Here is a 5,722-nt window from a genome sequence, read left to right as displayed (position 1 = left end):
CGTCGTCGCGGCCGACCTGGCGACCGTCCGCACCGAGCTCGGCCGCTTCGGCCGCCAGGTGTCGGGCTACAGCCTCGAGCACCTGCTCCCCGAGCGCGGCTTCGACGTCGCGTCGTTCATGGCCGGCACCGAGGGGACGCTGGGCGTCCTGCTCGGCGCCACCGTCGACCTCGTGCAGACCCCGCGGCACGTGCACCTCGTGGTCCTCGGCTACGGCTCGATGGCCGAGGCCGGCGACGACGTGCCCACGATGCTCCCGCACGGCCCGATCGCCTGCGAGGGCCTCGGCGAGCGGATCATCGAGGTGTACCGCGCCGCCAAGGGTGCTGCCGGCGTGCCCGACTACCCGCGCGGCGGCGGCTACCTCTACGTCGAGCTCGCAGGCGACGACCCCGCCGAGCTCGCCGCCCAGGCCGAGCGCGTCGTCGCGGACTCCGCCTCGCTGTCGCACCGGCACGTGACGTCGGTGGCCGAGCAGGCCGCGTTCTGGCGGATCCGCGAGGAGGGTGCGGGCCTGGCGTCGCGCATCTGGGACCGACCGGCCCTGTCGGGCTGGGAGGACGCGGCCGTGCCGCCCGAGCGGGTCGGGCAGTACCTGCGCGACTTCGACGCGCTCCTGCAGCAGCACGGCCTGAACGGCGAGCCGTACGGCCACCTCGGCGACGGCTGCGTGCACGTGCGCATCGACTTCCCGCTGTCCGAGCCCGGGGGACACGCCGGCTACCGCGCGTTCATCGAGGACGCCGCCCGGCTCACCGCCACCCACGGCGGCTCGTTCTCGGGCGAGCACGGCGACGGTCGCGCCCGGTCGGAGCTGCTGCCGCTCATGTACTCCGAGCAGGCCATCGCGCTGTTCCGGGGCGTCAAGCACGTCCTCGACCCCGACGACCTGCTCAACCCCGGCGTGCTCGTCGCCCCCGCTGCTCTGCCGTCCGCCGCGCAGGGGCGGGCACCCGTGCCGGGTGTCCGTGCGCTGGACGCCGATCTGCGGACGCAGGGTCGAGGGTGGGCGCCCGGCCTGCAGGGATCGCGCCGCGGCCTGCGGCTGCTGCACGACGACGGCGACCTCGGCGCGGCCGTGCACCGGTGCACGGGCGTCGGCAAGTGCCTCGCCGACAACAAGGCGTCGCACGGCGTCATGTGTCCCTCCTTCCAGGCCACCCGCGACGAGAAGGACTCCACCCGCGGACGCGCGCGCGTGCTGCAGGAGATGGTCGACGGGCGGCTGGTGACCGGCGGCTACCGCGCGCCGGAGGTGCACGAGGCGCTCGACCTCTGCCTGTCGTGCAAGGGCTGCCTCAACGACTGCCCGACGGGCATCGACATGGCGACCTACAAGTCCGAGGTGCTGCACCAGACCTACAAGGGTCGGATGCGGCCGCGCAGCCACTACGTCCTCGGGAAGCTGCCGTTCTGGGCACGGCTGACGTCGCCCGTCGCGGCCCTTGCGAACCTGGCCCTGCGGGTGCCGGGGCTTGCCCACGTCGCACGCTGGGTGGCTGGCGTCGACCAGCGTCGCAGCCTGCCGTCGTTCGCGACGCGTCGGTTCAGCCGGGCCGCTCGGCCGGCCCTCGAGGCGTCCGCGACGCGCACCGACCGGCCCCGGGTCGCGATCTGGGCGGACTCGTTCACGGAGTACTTCTCGACGTCGGGCGGTCACGCCGCGGTGCGGCTGCTCGAGTCGGCCGGCTACCGGGTCGAGGTCGTCCAGAAGCAGGCATGCTGCGGACTCACGTGGATCACGACCGGCCAGCTCGACACCGCCCGCTCGCTCGTCGAGCGCACGGTCGGGGTGCTGCACGAGTACGTCGCGGACGGGGTGCCGGTCGTGGGCCTCGAGCCGTCGTGCCTCGCGGTGCTGCGCTCCGACGCCGTGGAGCTCACCGACGATCCGCGTGCAGCCGAGGTCGCGCAGGGGGTCTTCACGCTCGCGGAGCTGCTCGCCCGTACCGAGGGCTGGCAGGCCCCCGACCTCAGCGGCACCGAGGTGGTCGTGCAGCCGCACTGCCACCAGTCGTCGGTGCTCGGCTTCGCCGCCGACCTCGACGTCCTCGGCCGCACCGGCGCGACCGTCACCCGACTCTCCGGCTGCTGCGGACTCGCCGGCAACTTCGGCGTCGAGCGCGGCCACTACGAAGTGTCCGTCGCCGTCGCCGAGCAGCAGCTCATGCCAGCCGTCCGCGCCATGGGCGAGGGTGCCGTCGTCCTCGCCGACGGCTTCTCCTGCCGCACCCAGCTCGACGACCTCGCCGACGTCCCGGCCCTTCACCTCGCGGAGCTGCTCGCGCCGGGGGAGTAGGGGTACTGGCTCGTCGTGCGGTTGCGGTCTTGACGACTTGCCGGTGCGCTGTCGCAGGGGTCTCGTCGTGCTGCTGCGCTGCCGCGGGGAGTCTCGTCGTGCTGCTGCGCCGCCTCGACTCGCGCTCGGTCTGGTCTCCGAAAAGGCCTCGACCGGGCGGCTGGCGTCAGCGGTGGGTCGAGCACTCGGGCTGTGGCTTCGGCACGGGTGAACACAAGAATCTGCGTTCGGGTGCGGGAGTGCCAAGGCTTCTGCGTTTGCTACGGGATCCCCTCGCGAACGCAGAAGCCCTGCCAGGCCTGACCACGTCGGCGGTGGATTCTCCACGTGTACAGCGCTGAGAAGGTGGCAGATCCACCGCCGAGGGCGATGCGGTGGCAGATCCACCGCTCAGGGGGCGAAACGCAGAATCCTGCGTCCACCCCGAGCGCAACCCGCAGCCCGGGACCCCAGACCAGCGACCGCCCAGCCGCCCGGTCGAGGCCCTTGCGGAGCGCAGGACGAGTCGACGCCGCGCCAGCGCAGCCGCAGGTCGAGCGAGCGCTCAGCGACGTCGGCGGCTCCGGCTCAGTGGGCGGCCTCGTGCCAGGTGCGGCCGGTGCCGACGGAGACGTCGAGGGGGACGGAGAGCTGCGCCGCGGACGCCATCTGCTCGCGCACGAGGGTCTCGAGGACGTCGCGCTCGCCCTCGGCGACCTCGAGGACGAGCTCGTCGTGGACCTGCAGGAGCAGCCGCGACGTCAGTCCCTGGTCGCGCAGGGCTGCGTCGACGCCCAGCATCGCCACCTTGATGATGTCGGCGGCGGAGCCCTGGATGGGGGCGTTCAGCGCCATCCGCTCGGCCATCTCGCGTCGCTGGCGGTTGTCGCTGAGCAGGTCCGGCAGGTAGCGGCGGCGGCCGAGGATCGTCGCGGTGAACCCGGTCTGGCGGGCCTCCTCGACCACGCCGTGCAGGTAGGTGCGCACGCCGCCGAAGGTCTCGAAGTAGTCGTCCATGAGGCCCTGCGCCTCACCCGTGGAGATCTGCAGCTGCTGGCTGAGCCCGTACGCCGACAACCCGTACGCCAGTCCGTAGTTCATGGCCTTGATCCGGGCCCGCAGTCCCCCGTCGATGTCGGTGGGCTCGCGCTCGAAGACCTTCGTCGCCATCACGGTGTGGAAGTCGTGCCCGGAGCGGAACGCCTCGATGAGGTCGGCGTCCTCGGACAGGTCGGCCATGATGCGCATCTCGATCTGGCTGTAGTCCGCGGTCAGCAGGGTCTCGTACCCCTCGCCGACGACGAACGCCTCACGGATCCGGCGTCCCGACTCGGTGCGGATGGGGATGTTCTGCAGGTTCGGGTCGGCCGAGCTGAGCCGGCCGGTCGCCGCGATGGTCTGGTAGTAGGTCGTGTGGATCCGGCCGTCGGGCTGCACCGTCTTCTGCAGGCCCTCGACGGTCTGCCGCAGACGCGTCACGTCGCGGTGCGCGAGCAGGTGCTCCAGGAACGGGTGGCCGGTCTTGACGAACAGCTGCTGCAACGCCTCGGCGTCGGTCGTGTAGCCGGTCTTCGTGCGCTTGGTCCTCGGCATGTCCAGCTGCTCGAAGAGCACCTCCTGCAGCTGCTTGGGCGACCCGAGGTTCACCTCGCGACCGATCGCCTCGTAGGCCTCCTCCGCCGCTGCCGTCATGCGACCGGTGAACTCCTCGTGCAACGCGTCGAGGTGCTCGGAGTCGACGGCGATGCCGGCGGTCTCGGCGGCGGCGAGCACGTGCACCAGCGGCAGCTCGACGTCGCGCAGCAGCGTGAGCGCCTCCTGCTGCTCCAGCTCCTCCGCGAGCACGCCCCACAGGTCGAGCGCGGCGCGGGCCCGCTGGGCGGCGCCCTCGACGCCCGCGGTGTCGTCGTCGAAGGCCAGCTGGCCGGAGTCGTCGGCGGGGCTCAGGTCGCGCTTCAGCGCGCGCAGCGCGAGGTCGGCGAGGTCGTAGGAGCGCTGGTCCGGACGCACCAGGTAGGCGGCGAGCGCGGTGTCGGCCGCCAACCCGTCCAGCGACCAGCCCTGCGCCGCCAGGGCATGCCGCTGACCCTTCGCGTCGTGCATGACCTTCGGGCGGTCCGCGTCGGCCAGCCACGAGGCGAGCACCTTCTCGTCGGCCGGGTCGAGCGACTCCGGCGCGAGACTCACGGCACGGCCAGCGGCCGTGGCGACGGTGAGCATGTCGACGCGTGCGCCGACGGGTCGCAGCACGCCCGTGACCTCCACGCCGACCGGCTCGCGATCGGTGTGCTCGTCGAGCCACGCGGCCAGCGCTCCGGCGGCGGGACGGTCGACGACCACCTCGACGGCCGCCTCGTCGCTGCTCGACTCGTCACCACCGCCCAGGTACTCGAACAGGCGGGTGCGCAGCGCCGCGAACTCGAGGGCGTCGAACACCTCGTGGATGGCGTCGCGGTTCCACTCGGTGCTGAACGCGAGGTCGGTGGGCTTGGCCGGGAGGTCGAGGTCGCGCACGAGCGCGTTGATGCGCCGGTTGCGGAGCACGTCGTCGAGGTGGGCCCGCAACGACTCCCCCGCCTTGCCCTTCACGGCGTCGACGTCGGCGACGAGGGCCTCGAGCGAGCCGTACTGGTTGATCCACTTGGCCGCCGTCTTCGGCCCGACCCCGGGGACTCCGGGCAGGTTGTCGCTCGTCTCGCCGACGAGCGCGGCGATCTCGGGGTAGTGCTCGGGCGTGACCCCGTACTTCTCCTCGACCGCGGCCGGTGTCATCCGCGCGAGGTCGGAGACTCCCTTGCGGGGGTAGAGCACGGTGGTGGTGTCGGTGACCAGCTGGAGCGCGTCGCGGTCGCCGGTGGGCGGGGGGATGCGCTTGACCAGCGCCTCCAGCGTTTCCTCGATGCCGATGCCCGACTTGGCGCTGGTGAGCACCGCGCCGCCCTCTTCCCACGGGCCGGTGGCCTCGATGCCGACGATCTCCTCGATTTCCTCGGCCACGCGCTGCGGTTCGGCGGCGGGGAGGTCGATCTTGTTGATGACGGGGACGATCTCGTGGTCGTGCTCGATCGACTGGTAGACGTTGGCGAGCGTCTGCGCCTCGACCCCTTGCGCCGCGTCGACCACCAGCAGCGCACCCTCGCACGCGGCGAGGGAGCGGCTGACTTCATAGGCGAAGTCGACATGGCCGGGCGTGTCCATGAGGTTGAGCTCGTAGGTCTCGCCATCCTTCGCGGTGTAGGACAGGCGCACGGTCTGCGCCTTGATGGTGATCCCGCGCTCCTTCTCGATGTCCATATTGTCGAGAACCTGCTCGGACATCTCGCGGTCGGTCAGCCCCCCGCAATGCTGGATCAAGCGATCGGCGAGCGTGGACTTGCCGTGGTCGATGTGGGCAATGATGCTGAAATTGCGGATCTTGGAAAGGTCGGTCATCGTGCCCCGCCC

At 71.8% G+C, this 5,722-nt stretch carries 2 protein-coding genes; one reads left to right on the top strand and one right to left on the bottom strand.

Going from position 1 to position 5,722, the window contains the following annotated elements; all coding sequences use genetic code 11:
- The coding region (locus A6Q79_RS14840) for an FAD-linked oxidase C-terminal domain-containing protein (protein ID WP_317698690.1) at positions 1-2,299 on the top strand (2,299 nt) is incomplete at its 5' end.
- Positions 2,300-2,866: 567 nt separating this feature from the next.
- Here A6Q79_RS14840 and polA read toward each other — a convergent pair.
- The gene (gene polA, locus A6Q79_RS14835; RefSeq protein ID WP_317698691.1) at positions 2,867-5,710 is read right to left on the bottom strand and encodes a DNA polymerase I; all 2,844 of its coding nucleotides are present in this window, start codon (positions 5,708-5,710) and stop codon (positions 2,867-2,869) included.
- Positions 5,711-5,722 lie beyond the last annotated feature (12 nt).

It is taken from the genome of Aeromicrobium sp. REDSEA-S32_B7 (genome assembly GCF_001626145.1).
In the GTDB taxonomy this organism is placed as follows: Bacteria; Actinomycetota; Actinomycetes; order Propionibacteriales; family Nocardioidaceae; genus Aeromicrobium; species Aeromicrobium erythreum.
Note: the sequence above shows the minus strand (reverse complement) of the source record. Positions and strands in the feature narration are given on the sequence as shown.